We start from the raw sequence: 22,963 nt of genomic DNA on the forward strand, positions 1-22,963 counted from the left end.
GGCTGTACGTCCCCGCCCCTGAGCATGCACCGTGCGCATGACCGACTTCAGTTGCGCGATAGCTTGGGTACAGTCATGCAGTGCCTGGACTCGCTCTTCGTTTTACACCGCCTCCTGCTTACATGACAGACACATCCGCCTGTTCGACCGCTATGAAATTGATGTCGCTGGTCAACTGACGCGCTACGTCGACCCTGAACAGAAAAACTTGCGATTTCACTACGACACCAGCGACCGTTTGGTCGAAACCGGGCAAAATAGCCGAGATATAAAATTTAGGCATAAAAAAAGAGGCCCTGAAGGCCTCTTCTTTTTGATCCCAGCGACGCACTGAGGATCGAATTTGGAGCGGGAAACGAGACTCGAACTCGCGACCCCGACCTTGGCAAGGTCGTGCTCTACCAACTGAGCTATTCCCGCGTCGTGATGGGTGCCATTCTAGCGATTTCTAAAACAGCGTCAACCCCTTGATTCAAAAAACTTTTATTTTTTTTCCGAACCTTCGCGCAGGTGCGGCCAGGCGGCCAGCAGGTAGTGCACCATCGACCACAGCGTCAGCCCCGCTGCCACCAGCAGCAGCCCGTAGCCCAGGATCACCCAGAAGGTCACCGCCGGTGGGTTGCCCAGCAGGATCACTAGCGCCAGCATCTGCGCCGCAGTCTTCCACTTACCGAGGTTGGACACCGCCACATGCGCCCGCGCCCCTAGCTCAGCCATCCACTCACGCAGCGCAGACACCACGATCTCGCGGCCGATGATCACCGCGGCTGGCAGGGTCAGCCAGAAGTTGGCGTGGGTCTGCACCAGCAGCACCAGGGCCACTGCCACCATCAGCTTGTCAGCCACCGGGTCGAGGAAGGCGCCGAACGGCGTGCTCTGCTGCAGTCGACGCGCCAGGTAGCCGTCCAGCCAATCGGTGGCGGCGGCAACGGCGAATACACTGCTGGCGGCCATGTAACTCCACTGATAGGGCATGTAGAACAGCAGAATGAAGCACGGAATGAGCAGGACGCGTAGAACGGTGAGCAGGTTTGGAATATTCATCGGTACGACTGGCTGCAAGTTGAGCCCGGCATTCTACTCGCTATGCAGGCTGGCATAAATCGACTCGGCAAGCTTTTTACTGATGCCGGGGGCTTTGGCGATTTCATCGATACTGGCGCGGTTGAGCTCCTGCAGGCCGCCGAAATGTTTCAGCAGGTCGCGGCGGCGCTTGGGCCCTACCCCGGCCACATCTTCAAGGCTGGAAACTCGACGGGCCTTGCCACGGCGGGCGCGGTGGCCGGTGATAGCGAAGCGGTGGGCTTCGTCGCGGATCTGCTGGATCAGGTGCAACGCCGATGAATCGCCCTTGAGGGTAAATTCGTGATGGACATCGTTCAGGTACAGGGTTTCGAAACCCGCCTTGCGTGTGACACCCTTGGCCACACCCAGCAGGGTCAGGTCGGTGAAGCCCAGCTCCTGCATCACATCGCGCGCCATGTTCAGCTGGCCCTTGCCGCCGTCCACCAGCAGCACGTCGGGCAGCTTGCCCTCGCCGTCCTTGATGCGCCCATAGCGGCGGGTCAGGGCCTGATGCATGGCCGCGTAATCGTCACCTGCGGTGACGCCTTCGATGTTGAAGCGGCGGTAGTCGGACTTGATCGGCCCTTCGGGGCCGAATACCACGCAACTGGCCACGGTAGCTTCACCACTGGAGTGGCTTATGTCGTAGCATTCCAGGCGTTGCGGCACTTCATCCAGGCCCAGCACTTCGGCCAGGGCTTCGAAGCGAGCAGCCATGTGCTGGCGGTTGGCCAGGCGGGCATTCAGCGCCTGCTCGGCATTGGTCACGGCCAGTTGCTGCCAGCGGGCGCGGGTGCCACGCACCCGGTGGCTGATGGTCAGTTCGCGGCCACGCAGCGTGTGCAGCGCTTCGGTGATGGCGTTGAAGTCTTCGTGAACAACATTGACGATCAACTCGCCGGGCAGCTCGCGCTCTGCGTTGCCCAGATAGTACTGGGAAAGGAATGCGGCCATGACCTCGGCCACCTCCTCCTCGATGCCCACCTGCGGGAAGAAGTTCTTGCTGCCCAGTACTCGCCCGCCGCGCACGCTGATCAGGTGCACACAGGCACCACCTGGGTTGACGAAGGCGGCGATGACGTCGACATCGCCGCTGCCGCCCTCGATGTACTGTTGGTCCTGCACGCGGCGCAACAAGGCGATCTGGTCGCGCAACTCGGCGGCTTTTTCGAAATCGAGCGCCATGGCGGCCTTTTCCATCTCGGCGTTCAACTCATTGCCCAGTTGCTGGCTACGCCCTTCCAGAAACATCACCGAATGACGCACGTCTTCTGCGTATTCCTCGGCAGTCACCAGGTCGGTGCAGGGCGCTTTGCAGCGTTTTATCTGGTACTGCAGGCATGGCCGGGTGCGGTTGGCGTAGTAGCTATCTTCGCACTGACGCACAGAAAAAGCCTTTTGCAGCAGGCTAAGGCTTTCGCGAATGGCCCCGGCGCTGGGGTACGGGCCAAAGTAACGGCCCTTGGCCTTTTTCGCCCCACGGTGAATGCCCAGGCGCGGGAACTCGCCATCGGACAGAAACACGTAGGGGTAGGACTTATCGTCGCGCAGCAGGATGTTGTAAGGCGGCCGCCACTCCTTGATCAGGTTCTGCTCCAGCAGCAACGCCTCGGTTTCGTTGGCGGTGATGGTGGTTTCAACCTGGGCGATACGCGCAACCAGCGCGGTGGTCTTGGGCGCAAGGCCAGCCTTGCGGAAATAGCTGGCCAAGCGTTTCTTCAGGTTCTTGGCCTTGCCCACGTAAAGCAGCCGGGCTTCGCCATCGAACATCCGGTAAACGCCCGGGCGACCGCTGCAGGTCGCCAGGAATGCGCTGGCATCAAAGACTTGGGACATGAGGTTTTACAGGCTTGCGTCAACCATACCGTGGCGAACGGCCAGCAACGTCAGTTCAACGTCGCTGGTGACCGAGAGTTTTTCAAAGATCCGATAACGGTAAGTATTGACGGTCTTGGGCGAGAGGCACAACTTGTCGGAGATGATCTGCACTTTCTGGCAGCCGACAATCATCAGGGCAATCTGGATTTCCCGCTCGGACAACGCGTCGAACGGCGAGCCCTGCGGCTGGAACGGTTTCAGCGCCAACTGCTGGGCGATCTGCGGGCTGATATAGCGCTGGCCGGCAAAGGCCAGTCGAATGGCCTGGACCATTTCGTCAAGGCCTGCACCCTTGGTCAGGTAGCCGGCAGCGCCGGCCTGCAACAAGCGTGTGGGGAACGGGTCTTCCTCGCACACCGTCACCGCCACTACCTTGATGTCAGGATGGCTGCGCAGCAGCTTGCGGGTGGCCTCCAAGCCGCCTATGCCGGGCATTTTCACATCCATCAGCACAACGTCCGGTTTCAGCTCCCGGGCCAGTTTCAGCGCCGACTCGCCGGAATCTCCCTCACCCACCACCTGCAGGCCGTCGATGTCGGCCAACATGCGTGTAATACCGGTTCGTACCAGATCGTGATCATCGACCACTAAGACCCTAATCAAGCACACACCTCGTCAGCAGGGCGATTGGATCCCGCCACCTTAACAAAATTTTTCACGGTGGGCCTAACGCATTGCTTCCGTCAGAAACGACTGACGTTCGACTGTGAGAGGCCTCACTATTTGCCGGGGCGTGGCGTCGTTGGCCAACCGCCCCAAAAGGTGCAAGAGCGCGGCCTGATCTTCCGACCGCAATTTCCGAAAAGCCCCCAGCAAACCGGACTCATCCGCGTTCAAACCTTCGAGCGCTGCCGGGGTGCGCAGGCCGCTGAGGACATACAACGCATCCACGCCCCGGGTCGCCAATGCCGCCAGGTAATCTAGCCGCGGCGTGCGCTCACCGCTTTCGTACTTGCCCTGAGCATTGGGCTCGACGCCACCGATATCGCCAAATACACGCTGGGTCATACCCAACCGCTCACGCTCTTCCCGCAGCCGTGGACCGATTCCGTTCATAGGGGCTTCTCCTTTTCCCTTATATCCTCAAACACGGTCTACCCGCCTGCAGGCAGCCGTAAACGTATGGATTCACTATGCCCATACGCTGCGGTCGCGACAAGCCATCATTTAGCCACTAATTTGATATCCCGCTGCATCCGCACAAAGCATTCGTCTTCACCCATTTCGACGAAGCCATGACGCTGGTACAGCAGGCGGGCCGGGTTGCTGCGGAACACCATCAGCCGCAACAGGGGAAGGCGCCGCTGCCTGGCCCACAGCGCCAGTTCTTCCAGCACCCAGCTACCGACGCCCCGCCCACGGTGCTCAGGCAACAGGTGCAACTCGCGGATGAACAGCGCCTGGCGGTCCTGGCTGAGGCTGCAAAAACCCAACAAGACGTCGCCTTCGATCACCAGCCACTGCTCGCGCCAGTCCCAGGCTGCATCGAAGGCTTCCTCGATCCACAGCAGGTCGTATTCACGGTAGTAAGGCAGCATGGCGCGGCGCGTGAGATCGCGGGCAAAGGTGCAGTGGATGTCTTTGGCGGGAATCAACTGTAAGGACATCGCATCGCACTCATTGGGCATAGCACACTGGCGAACTGCCAGGGCCACACCTGTCCAGTTCGTTTTCCAACCAATCGGCCAGCACCCGGGCATTGTTGTGCTCAGTGTCCTTGCCGGCATAAAGCAATGTCAGCGTCCCCTTCCTGGCCATGTCCATTAGCGGATACCAGTGCTCGGGGTGGGCCGCCAGCGCTTGCTGGTAACGCTGGGTAAAACCGGCGAAATCTACGTCTCCCAGGTGGAACGCCTTACGCAATTCATTCGAAGGTGCCACTTCGCGCAACCACTGCCCATGGAGGTCTTCCTTGCGCTTGTTGCGCGGCCAAAGGCGGTCGACCAGTACACGCTGGCCATCTTCATCCTCAACCGCATCATAGACACGTTTGCAGCGAATCATGGGCGTCTCCTGCCATTACCGTCCGTCTTGAGCCTAGATAATTCATTGATCGAGGTCACGGCCGGGTTACGAATTGTTTCTATGCTCAAGGCCTTCGGCACTTTCGCCCAATGCCAACCGGAGCCCCCATGGCAACCCCGTCAGTGGCCAGCAGCCCACTACTGGCCAAACACGACGCTCGCCCGCAGCTCTCCCAAAAACCTGGGCGTGCCACCTTAACGTTGTTCTTCAGCCTGCTGCTGGCAGGTATCGCCTACACCGCCTGGAGCCTCAAGCAGGATGTGACCGCAAGCGGTACGGTCATCACCACGGCTACACCGTTCCTTCTGCTGGGCCTGGCGCTGCTGATTGCCCTGGGCTTCGAGTTCGTCAACGGCTTCCACGACACCGCCAACGCGGTAGCCACCGTGATATACACCCATTCGTTGCCGGCGCCGATAGCGGTGGTGTGGTCTGGGCTGTGCAACTTCCTGGGCGTGCTTTTTTCCAGCGGCGCGGTGGCCTTCGGCATCATCGCCTTGCTACCGGTTGAACTGATTCTACAGGTGGGTTCTTCGGCCGGCTTCGCCATGGTCTTCGCCCTGCTGCTGGCGGCGATCATCTGGAACCTTGGCACCTGGTGGCTGGGCCTGCCGGCATCGTCCTCGCACACCCTGATTGGCTCGATCATCGGCGTGGGCGTGGCCAATGCGCTGATGCATGGGCGTGACGGCACCAGCGGCGTGGACTGGGCCCAGGCCAGCAAGGTGGGTTATGCCCTGCTGTTCTCTCCGCTGATTGGTTTTGCTTGCGCAGCCCTGCTGCTGCTGGCCCTGCGCGCGCTGGTCAAACGCAAGGCGCTTTACCAGGCACCGGAAGGCCAAACGCCACCACCGTGGTGGATCCGCAGCATACTGATTCTGACCTGCACGGGGGTATCTTTTGCCCACGGCTCCAACGATGGCCAGAAAGGCATGGGGCTGATCATGCTGATTCTGGTCGGCACCCTGCCGATGGCTTATGCGCTGAACAAGACCATGCCCAACGGGCAGGCCCTGCAGTTTTCCGCTGTCGCCGAGGTGACCCGCCAGGCACTGGTACGCAGCGATCCGCAAGCGGCCCCGGCTGACCCGCGCCAGGTACTGACCCTGTTCATTGCCGAGCCCAAGGCCAGCCCGCACCTGGTACCGGCATTGGCGGCGCTGACCGGGATGATCGGCGAAGAGGTCAAAGGCTATGGCTCGCTCAAGCGCGTACCGGCTGAAGCCATGGCCAACGTGCGCAATGACATGTACCTGACCAGTGAAGCCATCCGCCTCATGGAGAAAAACCACCTGGTGACATTCGATGCCGACACCCGCAGCCATGTGCAGCGGTTCAAGACCCAGCTGGACGACGCCACCCGCTATATTCCGCTGTGGGTGAAGGTGGCTGTAGCCATCGCGCTGGGGCTGGGGACCATGGTTGGCTGGCGACGTATTGTGGTCACCGTTGGCGAGAAGATCGGCAAGACCCACCTCAGCTATGCCCAAGGCGCATCGGCCGAAGTGGTGGCGATGTGCACTATTGGCGCGGCGGATATGTTCGGGCTGCCGGTGTCGACCACGCATGTGCTGAGTTCGGGGGTGGCCGGCGCCATGGTCGCCAATGGGTCGGGGATTCAGAAACGCACTTTGTTCAATCTGCTGATGGCCTGGGTGCTGACCCTGCCAGCGGCAATGCTGTTGGCTGGCAGCCTGTACTGGTTGCTGAACCACATCTTCTGAACCCGTACGCCGCCTTCTGTAGGAGCGGGTTTACCCGCGAATACGGTAGCGGCGGCAACGGTGAACGGCGGGTGGTAATTGGCCAGCAGGCCCGGCCTCTTCGCGGGTAAACCCGCTCCTACACGACGGCCTGTGCCCAATCACCGACATGTGTCCACCCCCGATCAGGTGTAGGAGCGGGTTTACCCGCGAATACGGTAGCGGCGGCAACGGTGAACGGCGGGTGAAAATTGGCCAGCAGGGCCGACCCTTTCGCGGGTAAACCCGCTCCTACGGGCGACCGTCCAGGCCTTTCGAAGTTTGCGCAAGGCAGTTGTCCCTGCACTGGTTGATCAGCCCGGGATTTTCAGGCCACGCTGCACGGCTGGCCGTTCGAGGAAATTCGCCAGCACGCGCTGCACTTCCTTGAACTGGTCGAAGCCCACCAGGTCACGGGCGTTGTAGCGCTCCACCAGGTTACGCACCCAAGGGAAGATGGCGATGTCGGCGATGCTGTATTCCTCAGCCATCCACTGCCGACCTTTCAAATGCCGATCCAGCACGCCCAGCAGCCGCTTGGACTCGTTGACATAGCGGTCGCGCGGGCGCTTGTCTTCATATTCCTTGCCAGCAAAGAAATGGAAGAACCCGACCTGGCCGAACATCGGCCCGATGCCGCCCATCTGGAACATCAGCCACTGCAGGGTCTGGTAGCGCTGGGCGGGGTCCTGGCTGAGCAGCTGGCCGCTCTTCTCCGCCAGGTACTGCAAGATCGCCCCCGACTCGAACAGCGGCAGCGGCTGACCGCCCGGGCCGTTCGGGTCGAGGATGGCGGGGATCTTGTTGTTCGCGCTGAGCGAGATGAACTCGGGGCTCATTTGGTCATCGTTGTCGAAGCTGACCTTGTGCGCCTCGTAAGCCAAGCCAATCTCTTCAAGCATGATCGACACCTTCACCCCGTTGGGCGTCGGCAGCGAGTACAACTGCAGGCGTTCGGGATGTTTGGCGGGCCATTTGCGGGTAATGGGGAAAGCACTGAGTTCGGTCATGATCAACCTTGCCAAGGGAATGAACCTGTCACTCTAGAGACATCCCCAGCCACTGACCATCACCGACCACTCATCAGCGTTGGCAGCTCAGGCCTGGCCGTGGGCCTTGAGCTTGAGCTTTTCGGTATCGACGCGGACAAACACGGAGTCGGCGGTCACAGTCAGTACATCCTCTGCCCAGACTTCGCAGATGACACGGCTCTTGCGCCCCACGTCGCCTTCGACACGCGCCTTGAGCAACAGCTCGACGCCCATCGGCGTAGGTTTCAGGTAGGTCAGGTTGAGCGTACCGGTAACGCAGTCGATACGCGGCAGGCTGCCCGGTTCTCGGCCTTCGTTACGGTAGTGGTAGGCCATCGCCGTCCAGTTGGAGTGGCAGTCGACCAGCATCGCCAGCAGGCCACCGTAAACCAGGCCAGGCCAGCCAATGAAGGTGCTGTCGGGCGAGTGCCGGCACACCAGGTGAACACCGTCCGCGTCCCAGTGGCTTTGCAGGTGCAGGCCACTGGGGTGGGAACAGCCGCAGCCATAGCAGGTACCCTCAGGGGCCGCGAGGGCTTGAAGGGAAAGTGTGTGATCAGTCATACGCATCCTGTGCTTGTTGGAATGGGGGCGCGCAACGCCCCCATTAAAGCAGAAACATCAGGCCGTCTGGGCAACCATCTTCGCACGCCGTTGGGTCAGCGAAACCAGCAGGATGAACGCGGTCACCCCGGCAGTCATCAGCGTCTCATAGCGGTAGGCATCGCTGAACAGCATGTAGCCCAGCACCATGACGATGGTGCCGATCACCAACCAGGTCAGCCATGGGAACAGCCACATCTTCAGTTCCAGCGGGCGCCCTTCACGCTCGGCACGGGCACGCATGCGCAGCTGCGACACGGCAATGACCAGGTACACCAGCAAAGCGATGGCGCCGGTGGTCGACAGCAAGAAGCCAAACACCTTGCCCGGGAACACATAGTTGACGAAGCAGCCAGCGAAGCCCGCCAGGGTGGAGAAGATCACCGCCACGGTCGGCACGCCGGAACCGGAGATGCGCTTGGTCACGCTCAGCGCCTGACCACGCGCGCCAAGCGAATAGAGCATGCGAGACGCCGTGTAGAGCCCCGAGTTCATGCAACTTGTCACCGCCACCAGCACCACCAGGTCAACCAGCAACTTGGCGCCCGGCACGTTGAGCACTTCCAGTACACGCTGGAACGACCCTACCGCTTTCAGCCCGGGGTCGTTCCAGGCCACCAGCGACACCACCAGGAAGATCGACGCCAGATAGAAAATGGCAATGCGGTACACCACCAGGTTGGTGGCGCGGCGAATCTTGTCTTTCGGGTTGGCGGTTTCGTCAGCCGCGATGGTGACAATTTCGGCACCGAAGAACGAGAAGATGGTGATCAGCACGCCCCCAAGCACCGTCCCGAAACCATTGGGCATGAAACCACCGCTGTCCCACAGCCGGCTGACCCCGGAGACCTCGGCCAGCGGCCAGAAGCCGAACACCGCCAAGGTGCACACCCCGATGAAGCCAATGATCGCGACCACCTTGACCAACGCGAACCAGTACTCGAAAGCACCGAAGTTCTTCACGCTGACCAGGTTGGTGCCCGACAGCACCAGCATGATCAGGAAGGCGAACAGCCAGGACGGCACGCCAGGGAAGTAGGCATGCAGGATGTCAGCACCGGCAATGGCTTCCACCGGAATGATCAACACCCAGAACCACCAGTACAGCCAGCCAATGGTAAAGCCCGCCCAAGGCCCGATGGCCTCCGAGGCGTAGGTGGAAAAAGAGCCGCTGTTGGGGTTTGCGATGGCCATTTCACCCAGCATGCGCATCACCAGCAATACCAGCAGGCCAGTCATTGCGTAGGAGATGAGGATGGCCGGGCCGGCGGTGGCGATGGCGTTGGAGGACCCGATGAACAGCCCGGCGCCGATGATGCCGGCAATGGAGATCATGGAAACCTGACGGGAAGTCAGGCCGTGCTGCAGTGAGCGCTGTTTCTTGTTGTCTTGCGAAGCCATGAAGAACCCTCGAATGGGTCGGCCGCAGCAAAGCGGCTGAAGGTCTGAGCAGAATTCTTATAAATTTCTGATGTGTGTTGTTGTTGTTTTGCAGATGACCGAAGCGGGTATTGACCTCCTCTTCGCATGACCGGTTGTAATCGTTGATCCAGGTCAGTATTAATCTATAGGCCGGGGTCAACAAACGACCTTTTCGAACCACATAATTCCTTTACGGAATGAACTCCTTCCTTTTTTGCTCGGTATTCGCCCGTCATGTCCAAACGCCTGATGCCTTCGACCACCGCCCTTCAGTGCTTCGAAGCGGCCGCTCGCCACCTCAGCTTCACCCGCGCGGCCCAGGAACTGCACCTGACCCAGAGCGCCGTCAGCAAGCAGGTCGCGCAGCTTGAGGACATGCTCTCGCACTCGCTGTTCCAGCGCATTCGCCGGCGCCTGCACCTGACCCCGGCCGGCGCGCTATACCTCACCGAAGTGAACAAGATCCTCACCCAGATCGACATATCCAGCCGCTACATCCTCAGCTACGGCGACGAAACCGAAGTGCTGCGCATCGCCACCCAGCCGACCTTCGGCGCCCGCTGGCTGGTCCCCAGGCTCAAGGGTTTTGGTGACCGCTACCCACGCATTCACCTGGATGTGCGCAACGAGCTGGAGCCATTCGACCTGGTACAGGCCAAGGCGGACGTCGCCTTTTTCTTCGGCCAGGGCACCTGGCCCGGGGCGACCTGCATCGAGTTGTTCAGCGAAGAAGTGGTGCCGGTGTGCAGCCCGCAACTGCTGGCCAGCCACCGTTTCGACAGCGCCCAGGCATTGACTGAGCACCGCCTGTTGCAATGCGTGTCGCGGCCGGAAGCCTGGCATGAGTGGTTCCTGGGGCTTGGGTTACATAGCCAGAACAGCTACCACGGGCCGCGCTTCGACACGTTCTACCTGTGTATCCGCGCGGCCATCTCCGGCTGCGGCATAGCCCTGATTCCCCGCTATCTGGTGGCCGAGGAGCTGAGCGAAGGCAAGCTGGTGGTGGCCTGGGACCACCCTGTGGCAAGCAACGGGAGGCACTTCATTGCGCATGCCGAGCATGCGGCCGAAGTGCCCAAGATCAGGGCCTTCGTGCAGTGGATCCGGGAACGGGTGGCTGAAGGCGATTGATTTGACCTGCCCCGGCCTCTGGCAGGAGCGGGCTTGCCCGCGAAGAGGCCGGCACAGCCAACCCAAAAAACCGCCCAGATCACGAATCCATGGAATGACCGCAATCGAATAATTCGTTTGCGGAATAACCCGACGACACGCTTGGATAATAAGAAACTCGAACAAGGTCCGCGTGCCCCCATGAACCAGGAAAGTATCAGCCAATCCATTGCCATCGTTCACCCGATCACACTTTCCCATGGCCGTAATGCCGAAGTCTGGGACACTGACGGCAAACGTTACATCGACTTCGTCGGCGGTATCGGCGTGCTCAACCTGGGCCACTGCAACCCCGCTGTAGTCGAGGCCATCCAGGCTCAGGCCACCCGCCTGACCCACTACGCCTTCAACGCCGCCCCTCACGGCCCGTACCTGGCCCTGATGGAGCAACTGAGCCAGTTTGTGCCAGTCAGCTACCCACTGGCCGGCATGCTCACCAACAGCGGCGCAGAAGCGGCGGAAAACGCCCTGAAAGTGGCCCGTGGCGCCACCGGCAAACGTGCCATCATCGCTTTCGACGGCGGCTTCCATGGGCGCACCCTGGCCACCCTGAACCTCAATGGCAAGGTTGCCCCCTACAAGCAGCGGGTCGGCGAACTGCCCGGGCCGGTGTATCACCTGCCCTACCCCAGCGCGGATACCGGGGTTACCTGCGAGCAGGCGCTCAAGGCCATGGAGCGTCTGTTCAGCGTCGAGCTGGCGGTGGAGGACGTCGCGGCGTTCATCTTCGAGCCGGTGCAGGGTGAAGGCGGCTTCCTTGCCTTGGACCCAGTCTTCGCCCAGGCCCTGCGCCGCTTCTGCGACGAGCGTGGCATCCTGATCATCATCGACGAGATCCAGTCGGGCTTCGGCCGCACCGGCCAGCGCTTCGCGTTTCCGCGCCTGGGTATCGAGCCCGACCTGCTGCTGCTGGCCAAAAGCATCGCTGGCGGTATGCCGCTGGGTGCAGTGGTCGGACGCAAGGAATTGATGGCGGCGCTGCCCAAGGGCGGCCTGGGTGGCACCTATTCGGGCAACCCGATTGCCTGTGCGGCGGCCTTGGCCAGCCTGGCGCAGATGACCGACGAAAACGTTGCAACCTGGGGGGAACGGCAGGAACAGGCCATCGTCAGCCGTCATGAGCGCTGGAAGGCTTCGGGCCTGAGCCCGTACATCGGCCGCCTGACCGGCGTGGGCGCCATGCGAGGGATCGAGTTCGCCAATGCCGATGGCAGTCCGGCACCGGCACAACTGGCCAAGGTGATGGAAGCGGCCCGCACCAAGGGCCTGCTGCTGATGCCGAGCGGCAAGGCGCGGCACATCATTCGCCTGCTGGCACCGTTGACCATCGAGGCCGAGGTGCTCGAGGAAGGGCTGGATATCCTCGAGCAGTGCCTGGCAGAACTGAACTGAGGCTTACAGGCCGAGCTCTTCCGGGGTAAGCATGTCGGACTCGAAGGCGATCCAGCCGCCTTCAAGTTCGGCATGGCCGTTGACGATCGGGCCGTAATAGGTCAGGCCGTTCTCCAGGGTCACGCAAATGTGCGTGGCCGGTTTCTCTGGGGCCGCGAGCGTACCGACGAAATGCACCTTCTTCAGGGTTTCGGTCACCGCTTCCAGGCCCACGCGCATCTTGGGGTTTTCCGAGGCTTCGGTATCTCCGCCACGGTCTTCGGCGCTGATGGTCACGGTGGCGATGTACGGGTACTTGATGCTCAAACGGGGTTACCTCGGTGGGTGTATAGGCGTACGGGCGCGTAGAGTACGGCAGGCCGTCTCTGTTGTCTCTACTGGCCTGTTCGCGGGCATGCCCGCCCCCCCCAGGGATTGCATGTTGCTTGGGGTATGCAGGCACCTGCAACAGGTGATCTGAATGCCCCGATCTGTTAGGGTGCCCGCCGATGCACGCCACCCCACACGAGGATCCCGAGTGAGCGCCGAAGAACCCCTGATCGCCGACCTGTTCGAAGTCGACAAACGCCTGTCCCTCAAGCCCGTCGTGGACTTCAACAGCTACCTGCGCAACGCCTTCGGCGAGGGCCCATGCCGCTGCCACCGCTGCGTAGAAGGTGCCGACCAAAGCACCTACAGCCACGCGCACAACTTCACCTTCGAAGGCCGCCAGTGGCACCGCCGGTTCGCCAGCACCGCTGGCAGCGACGTCGCCCAAGTGTTGAAAAAAGCCTGGCTGTCGTACACCAAGGCTGATCTCAACCTGGTCGGCGCGCTGGACCTGACCACCCTCAAGACCTTCACCGAGGCCGCCCTGCACACGCGCCTGCTGGCCTTGCTGCCAGCCAGCGGCCTGGCCCGTGAAGTGGATGGCCAGTGGATGCTGCAAGCCCAGACCGACTGACGGCCCGGTGGCAGGGCAGGATTCCACCGGTCTGCTAACTTGGTGGAATCCGTCCACCCACAGGTAGTCCGCCATGGCCCGCACAACGCCCATCGAGCTGTACCGCAATATCGGCATCGTCGCCCACGTTGATGCCGGCAAGACCACGACCACCGAGCGGATCCTGTTCTATACCGGGGTCAACCACAAGATGGGCGAAGTGCACGATGGCGCGGCGACCATGGACTGGATGGCCCAGGAGCAGGAACGCGGCATCACCATCACCTCGGCGGCGACCACAGCGTTCTGGCAAGGCTCGACCAAGCAGTTCGCCCACAAGTACCGTTTCAACATCATCGACACCCCAGGCCACGTCGATTTCACCATCGAGGTGGAGCGCTCACTACGCGTGCTTGATGGCGCGGTCGTGGTATTCAGCGGCGCTGACGGCGTCGAGCCGCAGTCAGAGACAGTCTGGCGCCAAGCCAACAAGTACCACGTGCCACGCTTGGCCTACATCAACAAGATGGACCGCCAGGGGGCCGACTTCCTGCGCGTGGTCAAGCAGATCGATCAGCGCCTGGGGCACCACCCGGTACCCATCCAGCTGGCCATCGGCAGCGAAGAAAACTTCATGGGCCAGATCGACCTGGTGAAGATGAAGGCCATTTACTGGAACGATGCCGACCAGGGCACCAGTTACCGTGAAGAAGATATTCCCGCCGATCTGCAGAAACTTGCTGACGAATGGCGCGCGCACATGATAGAAGCCGCCGCCGAGGCCAATGACGAACTGCTCAACAAGTTTCTCGAAGGCGAAGAGCTGAGCGTCGAAGAGATCAAGGCCGGATTGCGTAAACGCACCATCGCTAACGAAATCGTGCCGACCATCCTCGGCTCCTCTTTCAAGAACAAGGGTGTGCCGCTGATGCTCGATGCGGTAATCGATTACCTGCCCGCCCCCTCGGAAATTCCTGCCATCCGCGGCACCGACCCGGATGATGAAGAAAAGCACCTGGAACGGCACGCCGACGACAAAGAGCCGTTCTCGGCACTGGCTTTCAAGATCGCCACCGACCCGTTCGTCGGCACCCTCACCTTCGCCCGCGTTTATTCCGGCGTCCTCAGTTCAGGCAATGCGGTACTCAACTCGGTCAAAGGCAAGAAGGAACGCATCGGCCGCATGGTGCAGATGCACGCCAACCAGCGTGCCGAAATCAAGGACGTGTGCGCAGGCGACATCGCCGCACTGATCGGCATGAAGGACGTGACCACCGGCGACACCCTGTGCGACATGGACAAACCGATCATCCTCGAACGCATGGACTTCCCCGACCCGGTGATTTCCGTCGCGGTAGAGCCGAGAACCAAGGCCGACCAGGAAAAAATGGGGATCGCGCTGGGCAAGCTGGCCCAGGAAGACCCCTCATTCCGCGTGCGTACCGATGAAGAGACTGGCCAGACCATCATCTCGGGCATGGGCGAGCTGCACCTGGACATCATCGTCGACCGCATGCGCCGCGAGTTCAACGTCGAGGCCAACATCGGCAAGCCGCAGGTGGCCTACCGGGAAAAAATCCGCAATACCTGCGAGATCGAGGGGCGTTTCGTGCGCCAGTCCGGTGGCCGTGGCCAATACGGCCATTGCTGGATCCGTTTCGCCCCCGGTGATGAAGGCAAAGAAGGCCTGGAGTTCATCAACGAGATCGTCGGCGGCGTGGTACCCCGCGAGTACATCCCGGCAATCCAGAAGGGTATCGAAGAGCAAATGAAGAACGGCGTGCTTGCCGGCTACCCCCTGATCAACCTCAAGGCCGCCGTGTTCGACGGCTCGTACCACGATGTCGACTCCAACGAGATGGCCTACAAGATCGCCGCGTCAATGGCCACCAAGCAGTTGTCGCAGAAAGGCGGCGCAGTGCTGCTGGAGCCGGTGATGAAGGTAGAGGTGGTGACGCCCGAGGAATATCAGGGTGACATCCTTGGCGACTTGAGCAGACGTCGCGGTATGATCCAGGACGGTGATGAAACACCGGCTGGCAAGGTGATACGTGCCGAAGTGCCGTTGGGTGAAATGTTCGGCTACGCCACCTCGATGCGTTCGATGACACAGGGCCGGGCCAGCTTCTCGATGGAGTTCACCCGCTATGCCGAGGCCCCGGCGAGCATTGCCGATGGCATCGTCAAGAAGAGCCGCGGGGAGTAAGCGGTTCTCCTGTGCCGGCCTCTTCGCGGGTAAACCCGCTCCTACAGGGGTATGCGCCCCCTCGTAGGAGCGGGTTTACCCGCGAAGAGGCCGGCACAGGCAGCAACAGTTTTCAATGCTGCTCGCCCGCCCGCTTCAACAGCTTCTTGCACCGCTCCGACAAATGCACCACGCGCAAATGCTTGCCCGCCTTGGCATAGCGCTCGCGCAGGGTTTTCAGCGCCGCAACGGCCGAATAATCGACAAAGCTCAAATGCTGGCAATCCAGCGTGACCTGGGCCGGGTCCCCGGCCGTGTCGAACTGGTTGAGGAACGAGGTGGTCGAGGCAAAGAACAGCGTGCCATGCAGTTGATAACGCTTGCCGCCCTCCGCGTCCTCATGGGTGTCGGCATACAGCTCCCGCGCATGCTGCCAGGCAAAGTTGAGCGCCGCGATGATGATACCGAACAGCACTGCCATGGCCAGGTCGGTGAGCACCGTGACCACGGTCACCGCAACGATCGCCAGCACATCATTCACCGGCACCTTGTGCAACACCCGCAACGACGCCCAGGCAAAGGTCTGCTGAGCCACCACGAACATCACCCCGACCAGCGCCGCCAGTGGAATACGCTCGATCAGCGGCGACAGGAACAGCACGAACAGCAGAATCATCACCCCGGCCACTACCCCCGACAACCGGCCCCGGCCATTGGAACTGAGGTTGATCACCGTCTGCCCGATCATCGCGCAGCCGCCCATGCCGCCGCACAGGCCCGACACCATGTTCGCAGCGCCCAATGCCACACACTCGCGGTCCGGGAAGCCACGGCTCTCGGTGATTTCGTCGGTCAGGTTGAGGGTGAGCAGGGTTTCCAGCAGGCCGACCATGGCCATCAGCACCGCGTAAGGCGCGATGATTTTCAGGGTTTCCAGATTCCAGGGCACATCCGGCAGCGCCAGCCCCGGCAGGCCACCGGCGATGTGCGCCATGTCGCCCAGGGTGCGGGTAGGTAGCCCGAGCATGTACACCAGCAGGCCAACACCGAGGATCGCCACCAAGGCCGGCGGCACCGCACGGGTCAGTTTGGGCAGCACATAAACCACCGCCATGGTCAGCGCCACCAGGCCGATCATCAGGTACAGCGGCGTGCCACTGAGCCAGTGTTCGCCGTCCTTGAAATGCTCAAGCTGAGCCATGGCGATGACGATGGCCAGGCCGTTTACGAAGCCAAGCATGACCGGGTATGGCACCAGGCGCACCAGTTTGCCCAGGCGCAGCAGGCCGAACAGAATCATGACCACACCGCCCAGCAACACCGTGGCCAGCAGGTACTGCACGCCGTGCTGCACCACCAAGGCGACGATCACCACCGCCATCGAGCCGGCAGCGCCTGAGATCATCCCCGGCCGCCCGCCGAACAGCGCCGTCAGGGTACAAATGATGAACGCACCATACAGGCCCATCAGCGGGTTGAGATGGGCCACCAGGGCAAAGGCGATGCACTCGGGGACCAAGGCGAACGAGGTGGTAAGGCCGGCGAGCAAGTCGGCGCGTAGTCGGGCGGGCTTCATGGGCTTCCTGTGGTGCAGTCCTGACGGACGTTAGAAAAACGAGGGGCGCGATGTTACGGAATTTGTCTGACAGCGGCCACTGCTCAACGCACACGTTCAAGGCTCTGCACGGCCAGGTCCAGCGCACGCTGCATGTCCAGGCGCGCCGAACGCCCCAGGTCCGGGTCGTTCAGGCGGCCGCCACGCTCCGAGGGCAGGATCGGCGCCGTCAGGTCTTCGGCATCCATCGCTTCGAAATCCTGTTCGGCGCCCAGGGTCAAGGCACTGCGCCGCAACAGCATGCGCACCTGTTCCGGGGTAAGTGCCGGGTTGATTGACAGCATCGTCGCCACAGTGGCAGTCACCAAAGGTGTCGCGTACGACGTGCCACAATGCGCAGCCTCGGCAGAAACCGGGCGTATGCAGGCAGCAGCACTGACATCCACGCGCATGTCGATATTGGAACTGTGACGCTTGCGCACATGATCGTGGGCTTCAACTGCCGTAGCCTTGTCACTGCGCTGATGCCCGCCCACCACCAGCAATTGTTCGGTGATGAACGACGAAGGCAGGCGATATTCATCGGTCCCCGACCAGGACGCACCATTGCCCGCCGAATTCACCACCACCACCTCAGGGTGCGCCTTGCGCAGCCAGAGGAAGAACTCCTCAAGCAACTCCTCGTAGCCGCTCATTGCCAGCCCGGAGCGCACCAGCGAGTCGACCTCATCACCCTTCACATTGCGTGCCCCGACCCGGTGAATGCCCCAGCTCCAGTTCAGCACCCGCACGCCATCTTCGACCAGGTTCACCGAGGCAGCGATGTTGGCGGTGATACCGGCATCCGAGTTGCGCTCTACCACCACCTCGAAGCCAGGGCTGTGCTTGCCCAACCCCTGCAAAAAGCCCTCACCCTGCGCAGCGAGAATGCCTGCAACATGGCTGCCGTGGCTTGCCTGGCGATTACCGTCGCGAGCGTAGAGGCATGTCTGGCTTCGTTCGCAGCCCCCTCGATAATGGCTGAACCTTGGGGCGTCGAAGTCCACTTCACGTTCGATTACCCCGACCCGCACGGGCTTCACCGGCAAGCCAGATGCGGCAATCCGGCGCCGGTAGAAATACAGCGCGTCCATGAAGCGGTTGGCGGCCCATTCGTCCGCCTGGTCGATGGCTTGGGTGCTGCGCCCTTTGCCCTCCTCCCCCCGCTCGGGGCCGGACTCTTCGACAATCACGGCATCCACGCTGACTTCACTGCCCATGCGCAGGACCATCGCATCGCGCTGCACCAGGTCATCTACCGGCAAGCGCAGCTGGTAGACATTCAACGGCGGAATGGCACCGACAACCTGGGCGCCGTATTTACCGGCGATGCGCCGCGCCTCGCCGAGGCCGTCGTATTTTTCTTCGATCAACAGGCTGACCAGATCGACATAAGTGGTCAGGCCGTCCATGTTCTTCGCCACTTCATCGGGCCCTGCGGCGATCACATGACTGCGTTGGCGGGTCAGCCATACCGGGTTGCTGGTGCGGCCGCCATCGGCCAGCCAGAGCGGGGCACTGCGCTGGGCTTCTCTCGCCAGTTTCAGCGTCAGCCGGTCACCTTGCCGCCCGACATTGGCTTCTGACAGCCGCACACCGCCCAACCATACCGTTGGCAGGTTTACCCCGAGCCCCTCGGTACGCAGGCACCACTGCTGCTGGCTATCGCTGAACAAGTCGCCGCAACGCTGTAGCTGCTTGATGCGCAGCGTGTCCGCTGCAGCCTGTGCACCAAGACTGCAAAGCCACAACAGCAAGATCAGGACACCGTTCATGCAATCACCCCACGCGCTCCCTGTGAGTGCGACTTACGGGGCACCTCAAAGGTTCACCTGTGGCTGGCAACTGCCTGGTCGCGGGCGAGCCATTCGGCCATGGAAGTATCCTCCAACGCGTACTCGCCACGATTGGCCTTCCACACCAGCTCCTTGTCGCGCAGGGCATCAAGGGCCTTCTGTACGTTTGCCGTGTTGACGTTGGCTACCGCCTGGGCCTGCTCCAGCTTGCGGCTGACCTCAACCAAGGTTTGCTCGGTAAACGGGGAAAACGGCTGCCGGCCCAGCGTGCGCTCGGCCATGACCTCTAGCACGGCCTGCTGCAACGGCGTAAGTTCGTTCCAAGCGCTTTCGTAGTCACTCCACACCCCGGCTTGATGGTTCAGCGCCCCATTGCGCAGCAGTTCACCCAGGTTGCCCGCCTCACCCAGGCCGACGCTAACTTCGGCCAACAGTTTGTTGAGCATTTCCGGGCGCCGGCCGACCAATTCGAACGCGTATGCCAGGTCCTCTACCTTGAACTGGTTACTGTCGGCCAGGCGACGGTTCCACAAGGCGGTGATGAATTCGACATATTCACGCCCCAGCAACGGAAAGGGTGTGATGCTGGCACCAAAGAATGGCTGCTTGCTCTTGAGTACCAGGTTGGCCAGCTTGTCGCGACTAGAGCCCGTGAACACCAGGCGCAAGCCGTCCGGACGGTCGCCACGGTTAAGGTGGTCACGCGCGGCTTTCAGCGCGAACATCGCATTAAGGCCATCTTCGCTGTTTAGGGCGTGCTGAGCCTCGTCGATGATCAGCACTACCAACTGCCCTGAGACTTGATGCAACACGGCAAGCGCCTGGGCCAGGGTAGTACCCGCAGGCAATTGCGGGCGGGTGAAATCCCAGCTCAGGGTGCGCAGCAGGTTGATCTTGTCGATACCGGCCTTTTTCGCGGTCCTGGCCAGCGCACCTTCGAATCTGGCCAGCGCAGTACCGATGGCGCCACTGATGAGCTGCGCAGGGGCGGCGTCGCGATCCGACCACAGGTCGACGTAAACCGGTAGCCAGCCGCGCTGTACGCATTCCGGTATGAAGTCGTTGTTGAGGAAGGTGCTCTTGCCCGTACGCCGGGGCGCGGCCAGGAACATGCCCGAGCTGTAATCGACCAACGACTCGCCGGCCAAGTCTTGGGCCAGTGCGTTGGCCAACTGATTACGGCGTAGGAGCGGGCGAACGGGAGACATGCAATTAACCTCATTTATCTTGCCTACTATAATTTATAGCCTACAAGATAAATCAGGATAATACGACTGTCTGCCACCGTGCCGACGTGATCCAGATCCGGCAAAAAGTCAGCAAATTTGCCATCATGTTGGTTCCACCTGCGGAGATCATGGACATGCCGCTACGCCCCCTTTTCGCCTCCCTGTTGCTGGTCGCCAGCCTCACCGCCCATGCCGCCACCGAGGTGGTGCCACTTCAGCATCGCAGCAGTGCCGAACTGCTGCCCGCCCTGCAGGCCTTCATCGGCAAGGACGGAACGGTCAGCGCCTTCGAGAACAAACTGATCGTCAACGCCAGCCCCGAGCGCATCGACGACCTGCGCGCCCTGCTGCAACAGCTGGATACCGCGCCCAAGCGCCTGCTGATCAGCGTCGACAACAACGACAGCAATTTCCAGGACAACCGCGGCAACGCACGCGTCATTCACTACGGCACCAGCAACCGCGACGGCGGCATGCAGCAGGTACAAGCCAGCGAAGGGCAACCGGCACTGATCCAGGTAGGCCAGAGCATCCCCATTACCAGCACCAGCACAGACGGCTATGGGCGCATTCAGAGCAACACCGAATACCGCAACGTGACCCAAGGCTTCTACGTAACCCCGAGCCTGAGCGGCGAAACGGTTCGTCTGCAAATAAGCAGCAATAATGACCGCATCAGCCATGAACGTGCAGATGTAGTGAAAGTACAAAGTACCGACACGACAGTCACTGGCAAGCTCGGCGAGTGGATCACCCTAGCGGGGTTCAACCAGCAGAGCCAAGCCGACCGCAGCGCGTCAAGCCATACGTACGGCACCCAACGGGGTGAAAACATGACATTGCGGGTCAAAGTCGACCTTGTCGACTGATCCCAGGCAATTCAAGGCTTCGACCAAAGGCCTTGAAACTGACTGCCAAGTCGCATTAGACCAAAGATGTAGTAAGGACAAAAAAGCACTACAAAACATTTGACAGGGTCTTTTTCCCAAGGGCATGATGGCCTCGCTCCCGCTAATCAGGGGCCCTGGCAAGGGCCTTCGGGGCGCGCTCCTTCCACCCCAGGAGGCGCCTCGTGTCTATACGGCCCACAAGGCGGTTCGACGGGATTGCGACTGCAACGAAGAAGTTGTCCCGAGGGACGGAAGCGCATCACCGCAGTACTGGCAATCGCGTAGCACCGCAGCAAGGCAACCACGAGCCGACCTGCCGGAGCGCACCTTCGCCTGGCCTGCCCAACCTTCCCCTTCGAGCCTTCGCGTTCGCCGCCGCAAGCCTGCGAACAGGACAGCCGCCAGGCACCTGATCTGCCCAGAGCATCAGCACAATTAACCCAAGATCGATGCGACGAGGTTTATTTCCATGGCACTGACACGCGAACAGCAAATTGCAGCCCTCGAGAAAGACTGGGCCGAGAACCCGCGCTGGAAAGGCGTGACCCGTACCTACACCGCCGCTGATGTCGTTCGCCTGCGTGGCTCCGTGCAACCTGAGCACACCTTTGCCCGCCAGGGTGCAGAAAAACTGTGGAAGCTGGTTACCGAAGGTGCTCACCCGTCCTTCCGCCCCGACAAAGATTTCGTCAACTGCATGGGCGCCCTGACTGGCGGCCAGGCTGTACAACAGGTCAAGGCCGGTATCCAGGCCATCTACCTGTCCGGCTGGCAGGTTGCCGCCGACAACAACTCGGCCGAGTCGATGTACCCTGACCAGTCGCTGTACCCGGTCGATTCGGTACCGACCGTGGTCAAGCGCATCAACAACGCGTTCCGCCGTGCCGACCAGATCCAGTGGAAAGCCGGCAAGAACCCGGGCGACGAAGGCTACATCGACTACTTCGCGCCCATCGTGGCCGACGCCGAAGCCGGTTTTGGCGGCGTATTGAATGCCTACGAGCTGATGAAGAACATGATCGAAGCAGGCGCCGCCGGCGTGCACTTCGAAGACCAGCTGGCCTCGGTTAAAAAATGCGGCCACATGGGCGGCAAGGTGCTGGTACCGACCCAGGAAGCCGTACAGAAGCTGGTAGCAGCGCGCCTGGCCGCTGACGTGTCGGGTGTGCCGACCATCATCCTGGCCCGCACCGACGCCAACGCCGCCGACCTGCTGACCAGCGACTGCGACCCGTACGACCAGCCGTTCGTGATTGGCGAGCGCACCCGTGAAGGCTTCTACAAGGTACGCGCCGGCCTCGACCAAGCCATTGCCCGCGGCCTGGCCTACGCCCCGTACGCCGACCTGATCTGGTGTGAAACCGCCAAGCCGGACCTGGACGAAGCCCGTCGCTTCGCCGAGGCGATCAAGAAGGAGTACCCGGACCAGATCCTGTCGTACAACTGCTCGCCTTCCTTCAACTGGAAGAAAAACCTGGACGACGCCACCATCGCCAAGTTCCAGCGCGAATTGTCGGCCATGGGTTACAAGCATCAGTTCATCACCCTGGCCGGCATCCACAACATGTGGCACGGCATGTTCAACCTGGCGCACGACTACGCCCGCAACGACATGACCGCCTACGTGAAGCTGCAGGAGCAGGAATTCGCTGACGCCAGCAAGGGCTACACCTTCGTGGCGCACCAGCAGGAAGTGGGCACTGGCTACTTCGACGACATGACCACCGTGATCCAGGGTGGCGCTTCGTCGGTGACTGCGCTGACCGGTTCGACCGAGGAAGAGCAGTTCCACTGATAGTGGGTTGCGGTTGAACAAAGGCCCGGGGCTTGTGAAAGCTCCGGGCCTTTGTTTTTACCCGAGAAAGAGCCGGGCCTGCTGGCCAATTTTTACCAGCCGTTCACCGTTGCCGCCGCTATCGTATTCGCGGGTAAACCCGCTCCTACACTAATCGGAAGGAGACACACATCGGCGATTGGGCGCAGGCCGCTGCAGGAACGGGTTTACCCGCAAAAGGGCCG

The 22,963-nt window shown here is 61.4% G+C and carries 21 protein-coding genes and 1 tRNA gene; 8 read left to right on the top strand and 14 right to left on the bottom strand.

Annotation, left to right across the window (positions count from 1 at the left end; genetic code table 11):
* Positions 1 to 37 precede the first annotated feature (37 nt).
* A complete protein-coding gene (locus FQ668_RS29190; RefSeq protein ID WP_080557777.1) occupies positions 38 to 334 on the top strand; it encodes an RHS repeat domain-containing protein in 297 nt (98 codons plus the stop codon).
* 10 nt (positions 335 to 344) lie between these two features.
* Here the strand turns inward: FQ668_RS29190 and FQ668_RS19420 are convergent.
* From FQ668_RS19420 to FQ668_RS19450, 7 genes are all read right to left on the bottom strand, one after another.
* Positions 345 to 420: transfer RNA gene (locus tag FQ668_RS19420), tRNA-Gly, on the bottom strand.
* A gap of 63 nt (positions 421 to 483) precedes the next feature.
* Positions 484 to 1,044, bottom strand: coding sequence for a CDP-diacylglycerol--glycerol-3-phosphate 3-phosphatidyltransferase (gene pgsA / locus FQ668_RS19425; protein WP_003251374.1), 561 nt, complete (start codon positions 1,042 to 1,044; stop codon positions 484 to 486).
* Between the two features lie 33 nt (positions 1,045 to 1,077).
* Complete coding sequence (uvrC, locus tag FQ668_RS19430) at positions 1,078 to 2,901, bottom strand: excinuclease ABC subunit UvrC (protein ID WP_019438088.1); 1,824 nt, start codon at positions 2,899 to 2,901, stop codon at positions 1,078 to 1,080.
* A gap of 6 nt (positions 2,902 to 2,907) precedes the next feature.
* Positions 2,908 to 3,546, bottom strand: a complete 639-nt coding sequence (gene uvrY, locus FQ668_RS19435; RefSeq protein ID WP_003251380.1) for a UvrY/SirA/GacA family response regulator transcription factor — start codon at positions 3,544 to 3,546, stop codon at positions 2,908 to 2,910.
* A 63-nt stretch (positions 3,547 to 3,609) separates the two neighbouring features.
* Positions 3,610 to 3,999 (bottom strand): helix-turn-helix domain-containing protein, encoded by a 390-nt coding sequence (locus FQ668_RS19440; RefSeq protein ID WP_014590331.1) that lies wholly within the window; start codon positions 3,997 to 3,999, stop codon positions 3,610 to 3,612.
* 107 nt (positions 4,000 to 4,106) lie between these two features.
* Positions 4,107 to 4,550 carry a GNAT family N-acetyltransferase gene (locus FQ668_RS19445; RefSeq protein ID WP_014590330.1) on the bottom strand — a complete coding sequence of 148 codons (444 nt, stop codon included), beginning with the start codon at positions 4,548 to 4,550 and terminating at the stop codon, positions 4,107 to 4,109.
* A 10-nt stretch (positions 4,551 to 4,560) separates the two neighbouring features.
* On the bottom strand, positions 4,561 to 4,947 hold the full coding sequence (locus FQ668_RS19450) for a DUF488 domain-containing protein (RefSeq protein WP_019438089.1): 387 nt from the start codon (positions 4,945 to 4,947) through the stop codon (positions 4,561 to 4,563).
* A gap of 128 nt (positions 4,948 to 5,075) precedes the next feature.
* Here FQ668_RS19450 and FQ668_RS19455 point away from each other — a divergent pair, with 128 nt between their 5' ends.
* Positions 5,076 to 6,692 (top strand): inorganic phosphate transporter, encoded by a 1,617-nt coding sequence (locus FQ668_RS19455; protein WP_014590328.1) that lies wholly within the window; start codon positions 5,076 to 5,078, stop codon positions 6,690 to 6,692.
* Between the two features lie 332 nt (positions 6,693 to 7,024).
* Here the strand turns inward: FQ668_RS19455 and FQ668_RS19465 are convergent, their stop codons facing one another.
* From FQ668_RS19465 to FQ668_RS19475, 3 genes are all read right to left on the bottom strand, one after another.
* A complete protein-coding gene (locus FQ668_RS19465) occupies positions 7,025 to 7,720 on the bottom strand; it encodes a glutathione S-transferase N-terminal domain-containing protein (protein WP_019438090.1) in 696 nt (231 codons plus the stop codon).
* 87 nt (positions 7,721 to 7,807) lie between these two features.
* Positions 7,808 to 8,305 carry a PaaI family thioesterase gene (locus FQ668_RS19470; RefSeq protein WP_014590326.1) on the bottom strand — a complete coding sequence of 166 codons (498 nt, stop codon included), beginning with the start codon at positions 8,303 to 8,305 and terminating at the stop codon, positions 7,808 to 7,810.
* A 57-nt stretch (positions 8,306 to 8,362) separates the two neighbouring features.
* Positions 8,363 to 9,745, bottom strand: a complete 1,383-nt coding sequence (locus FQ668_RS19475; RefSeq protein ID WP_010954889.1) for an amino acid permease — start codon at positions 9,743 to 9,745, stop codon at positions 8,363 to 8,365.
* 255 nt (positions 9,746 to 10,000) lie between these two features.
* On the opposite strand from FQ668_RS19475, the gene gcvA reads away from it, so the two are divergent.
* Positions 10,001 to 10,897: a transcriptional regulator GcvA gene (gene gcvA / locus FQ668_RS19480; RefSeq protein ID WP_003251398.1), complete on the top strand. Its 897-nt coding sequence runs from the start codon at positions 10,001 to 10,003 to the stop codon at positions 10,895 to 10,897.
* Positions 10,898 to 11,077: 180 nt separating this feature from the next.
* A complete protein-coding gene (locus FQ668_RS19485; RefSeq protein ID WP_014590325.1) occupies positions 11,078 to 12,328 on the top strand; it encodes an aspartate aminotransferase family protein in 1,251 nt (416 codons plus the stop codon).
* Positions 12,329 to 12,331: 3 nt separating this feature from the next.
* Here FQ668_RS19485 and FQ668_RS19490 read toward each other — a convergent pair whose 3' ends face one another.
* Positions 12,332 to 12,634: a hypothetical protein gene (locus tag FQ668_RS19490; RefSeq protein ID WP_014590324.1), complete on the bottom strand. Its 303-nt coding sequence runs from the start codon at positions 12,632 to 12,634 to the stop codon at positions 12,332 to 12,334.
* A 211-nt stretch (positions 12,635 to 12,845) separates the two neighbouring features.
* Here FQ668_RS19490 and FQ668_RS19495 point away from each other — a divergent pair, with 211 nt between their 5' ends.
* The gene (locus FQ668_RS19495) at positions 12,846 to 13,271 is read left to right on the top strand and encodes a hypothetical protein (RefSeq protein ID WP_014590323.1); all 426 of its coding nucleotides are present in this window, start codon (positions 12,846 to 12,848) and stop codon (positions 13,269 to 13,271) included.
* Positions 13,272 to 13,344: 73 nt separating this feature from the next.
* Complete coding sequence (gene fusA, locus FQ668_RS19500) at positions 13,345 to 15,456, top strand: elongation factor G (protein ID WP_019438091.1); 2,112 nt, start codon at positions 13,345 to 13,347, stop codon at positions 15,454 to 15,456.
* A gap of 112 nt (positions 15,457 to 15,568) precedes the next feature.
* Here the strand turns inward: fusA and FQ668_RS19510 are convergent, their stop codons facing one another.
* The 3 genes from FQ668_RS19510 to FQ668_RS19520 all read right to left on the bottom strand — a co-directional run bounded on the left by FQ668_RS19510 (position 15,569) and on the right by FQ668_RS19520 (position 20,033).
* The gene (locus FQ668_RS19510; protein ID WP_014590321.1) at positions 15,569 to 17,011 is read right to left on the bottom strand and encodes a SulP family inorganic anion transporter; all 1,443 of its coding nucleotides are present in this window, start codon (positions 17,009 to 17,011) and stop codon (positions 15,569 to 15,571) included.
* A gap of 83 nt (positions 17,012 to 17,094) precedes the next feature.
* Complete coding sequence (locus FQ668_RS19515; protein ID WP_019438093.1) at positions 17,095 to 18,804, bottom strand: S8/S53 family peptidase; 1,710 nt, start codon at positions 18,802 to 18,804, stop codon at positions 17,095 to 17,097.
* 53 nt (positions 18,805 to 18,857) lie between these two features.
* A complete protein-coding gene (locus tag FQ668_RS19520) occupies positions 18,858 to 20,033 on the bottom strand; it encodes a hypothetical protein (RefSeq protein ID WP_019438094.1) in 1,176 nt (391 codons plus the stop codon).
* Between the two features lie 125 nt (positions 20,034 to 20,158).
* Between FQ668_RS19520 and FQ668_RS19525 the strand changes: the two genes are divergently transcribed.
* Entirely contained in the window at positions 20,159 to 20,923 is a 765-nt protein-coding gene (locus FQ668_RS19525; RefSeq protein WP_172833546.1) for a secretin N-terminal domain-containing protein, read from the top strand.
* A gap of 490 nt (positions 20,924 to 21,413) precedes the next feature.
* Positions 21,414 to 22,739: an isocitrate lyase gene (gene aceA / locus FQ668_RS19535; RefSeq protein WP_014590317.1), complete on the top strand. Its 1,326-nt coding sequence runs from the start codon at positions 21,414 to 21,416 to the stop codon at positions 22,737 to 22,739.
* The last annotated feature ends 224 nt before the right edge of the window (positions 22,740 to 22,963 follow it).

This window comes from Pseudomonas sp. Kh14 (assembly GCF_900291005.1).
GTDB lineage: Bacteria > Pseudomonadota > Gammaproteobacteria > Pseudomonadales > Pseudomonadaceae > Aquipseudomonas > Aquipseudomonas alloputida.